This is a genomic window from Armatimonas sp., assembly GCF_043760365.1.
Lineage (GTDB): Bacteria > Armatimonadota > Armatimonadia > Armatimonadales > Armatimonadaceae > Armatimonas.
The window spans coordinates 1-3,043 of the sequence record NZ_JAYUPA010000878.1; the positions used below are offsets into that span (position 1 = coordinate 1).

A 3,043-nucleotide genomic window follows, 5' to 3' on the forward strand; every position below is an offset into this window, starting at 1 on the left:
GATCAACGCTCGGCAAGACATTATCCTCGACCGGACGCCGTTCACCACATGGGGCGGCTACGGTGGGCTGTTTGTGCGCTTGAGAAATGACCTAAAAGACGCCAAGCTCGTTTTCGACGATGGCACGGTCACCACGCGCTGCACCGGTGAGCGCTACAAGTGGGGCGGGATCGAAGGCACCACGCCAGACGGCAAGGACTGTGCCGTTGTCTTTCTGCCAAACTCAAGAAATACTCGCTACCCAGAGCCCTTCTACGGAGCCGCCAAGCCCGACTACCATTTCTTCGGCCCCGCGCCGCTTTTTCACGAACCAATAGTCTTGAAGGCAGGCGAGACGCTCACCTACCAGTACACCGTTGTCATCCTCCCGCGACGAATTGATGCCGACGAGATCAACGCCCACCTCTAAAACTCCCCTCCTCCCGTTATCGGGAGGAGGGGCCGGGGGAGGAGGGCCATTTAGGCACCGCCCCGCGCCCGAGAAACTCAACTAAGCCCCAACCGAGCATTCCACCGAAAATCGTCACGAGTCCGGCGGCAGCTCCGATGAGGGCGGCGTTTTTTAGCGAGCGAGCACGCAGGGCGAAGTGGCCCATTAGCGCCAGCCCTGAGCCGATCACGGCCTCCGCAACAATAATATAGACGGGAGTATGCCCCAGCATCAGGCAGTCTTTGTAGCGCCACCAGTGCGCTCCCCAGGCCATTTCCTCATAAAAGGGGATCAAAAGCGCCCCTAAAATGCCGGTGAGCAGTGCGCCTTTCAGAAGCCCGAAGCGATGAACCCCATAGTCTCCTAAAACCCCCACTTGAACCGCCACCAAAGCCCACGAAAGCGGCATCCACCACGGCGACTCCAGTACCATCGTGGAGTGCGCCAGTGCGTAGTCTAGCGTGCGCGTGCAGCGGACACACAGGAAGTCGGCAAGCAGCTCCACAAGCCCGAAAACGCCCGCAGCAGCAAGCAAACAACCGAGTGCCTTTTCACGAGTTTTAGTAGTGTAAAAAACAAACAAAGTCAGGTTTAAGAGATTCAAGGCAACGGCACTGCGGCCATCAGAGTTTGCCCAATGCGAACAGGCAAACGAAAAACCAACGGAGAGAAACACCGATAAAAGCACTACTCTAAGTATCATTTTATATCTATAATTATTTTTTAATATCATTTATCTTATAGTTAAACATCTGTTTACCCTATTCATAGTACCTGTGTTTTCGGCAGTTTGTACAGGTTCAACGAGTATTGTAAGCTAAAAAGTTTAATGCTAGTATTCACGCGAATTTAACACTCCTGACGCTGGCTACACACAGCAAACGACGGTTTCATGCTCCTTGCGGCTAGCCTCTGTGTGGGCTAGAATCCCCCCGTCTCCTCGCCAGAATTTGCCTGGTGGATTTGGGACGGGGAGCACAAAAAGGACGTGAGCGAACAACTACAATTTGAAGACGAAGAAATCCCCATTGTCTTGCGGCGCGCCTGGGACCGTGCGCTGCGGATGCTTGCATCCCGGGTAAATAAGCCCACGTTTGAGGCGCATATTCGAACCCTGAAACCACTGGCTCTCAATGAGCTAATGGTCGAGGGGCGGATTATCTGCCAAGTGATACTGGGAGTTCCCTCCGCTTTTACACGTGAATGGGTAGAGAAGCGACATACCCCGCTTATCCAGGGGCTTTTAGAAGAGATTCTGGATCGGGAAGTCAGACTTCAGTTTGCCTTGCTGCAACCGCAGAGCCGCATCTTTGCCGAGCAGTCAGGCCAACCAAAGGCGATCACACCAAGCCTGTTCGAGGCACCGACCGACGGTCATTTCCTCGCTCCGACCGAAGCGCTCAACCGCTCCGAACAGGTTTCCGCACCCCATGAGGCTCTGGTAGCCGCACTACCAGAGCCTCAAGGGGAGCCTTTCGCTCTAGAAGCGGAGATTGTTGTTATCCCCACTCCCCGGATTCCGCTTGCCCCCCCCAAACCTAGAACCAATACTGTCACTGTCTCGCGCCCGCAGACCAGTGCCTCGGCGGCTCAGACACCCCATCCCGATGCGCCTCAGCTCAACCCGCGCTACACTTTTGATGCTTTCGTGACGGGCCGGAGCAACCGGCTTGCAGAGGGCGGCGCACACGCGGTTGCACACGCCCCAGGGGAGATCTACAATCCCCTGTTTCTCTACGGGCCTCCCGGAATCGGCAAGACACACTTGATGCACGCGATCGGCCACGAAGTTGCGGCCCAGCGCGGCGCGGCGCATGTCTGCTATGTCTCCGGTGAGGCCTTCACCACCGCCTATGTCAAAGCCAGCCGCGAAGGCAAGATGGAAGAGTTTCGACGGCGCTGGCGCAACGTGGATGTCTTCCTGCTCGATGATATTCAGTTCATCGCGGGCAAAGACAAGACCAACGAAGAGTTTTTCCATACGTTTAACGCGCTGTATCAGACCGGCAAACAGATCGTGATCTCGTCGGATCGCAGCCCGCGCGAGCTAAAAATGATGGACGAGCGCCTGCGCTCACGCTTTGAGTCCGGGCTGATCGCCGATATCGCTCCGCCAGACTTAGAGACGCGCCTGGCGATCCTGCAGAAAAAAGCGGAGCTTGAGCGCATGCGCATCCCCGACGATGTACTGCTCTACATGGCGCGGCTGGTGCAGAGTAATATCCGCACTCTGGAAGGCGCACTGGTCAAGCTGGTCGCCTACGCCTCGCTAGTGAACTCTCCTGTCACGGAAGAGCTAGCCTCGGATATTTTGGAGCGCTACTTTGCCTCGGCTGGGATCAGTCTTCTGGGTGATCCCCAAGGCGGCCCTGTAGCCCTCCTGGAAGCTGCACAAGCCGCGTCTGCGGGGCCACGAGGCCGCATCACTGCTGACATCATCCAGCAAGTTGTCGCCCGCCGTTACGGGCTCGATCCGGAAGTGCTCAAGGGTAAGAAGCGCGATAAGGAAACGGCTCGTGCCCGGCAAGTGGCGATGCTGCTCATGCGTGAGCTTACTGAAACCAGCCTGCCCGGCATTGGACAGTTCTTCGGAGGCCGCGACCACACGACCGT

The 3,043-nt window shown here is 56.8% G+C and carries 3 protein-coding genes; 2 read left to right on the forward strand and 1 reads right to left on the reverse strand.

Annotated features, from left to right (window positions below; all coding sequences use genetic code 11):
- Window positions 1-409: DUF6807 family protein (locus ACH2EH_RS21825; protein ID WP_395145056.1), on the forward strand; the 409-nt coding region annotated here is incomplete at its 5' end.
- 16 nt (window positions 410-425) lie between these two features.
- Here the strand turns inward: ACH2EH_RS21825 and ACH2EH_RS21830 are convergent.
- A complete protein-coding gene (locus tag ACH2EH_RS21830) occupies window positions 426-1,133 on the reverse strand; it encodes a DUF6989 domain-containing protein (protein WP_395145058.1) in 708 nt (235 codons plus the stop codon).
- Between the two features lie 285 nt (window positions 1,134-1,418).
- Between ACH2EH_RS21830 and dnaA the strand changes: the two genes are divergently transcribed.
- Window positions 1,419-3,043 (forward strand): chromosomal replication initiator protein DnaA (gene dnaA / locus ACH2EH_RS21835; protein ID WP_395145060.1); only part of this gene is annotated, 1,625 nt, incomplete at its 3' end.

Bases quoted from the DNA above. Each gene is read 5' to 3' on its own strand.
- ACH2EH_RS21830 (WP_395145058.1), bottom strand. From the start codon at position 1,133: ATGATACTTAGAGTAGTGCTTTTATCGGTGTTTCTCTCCGTTGGTTTT.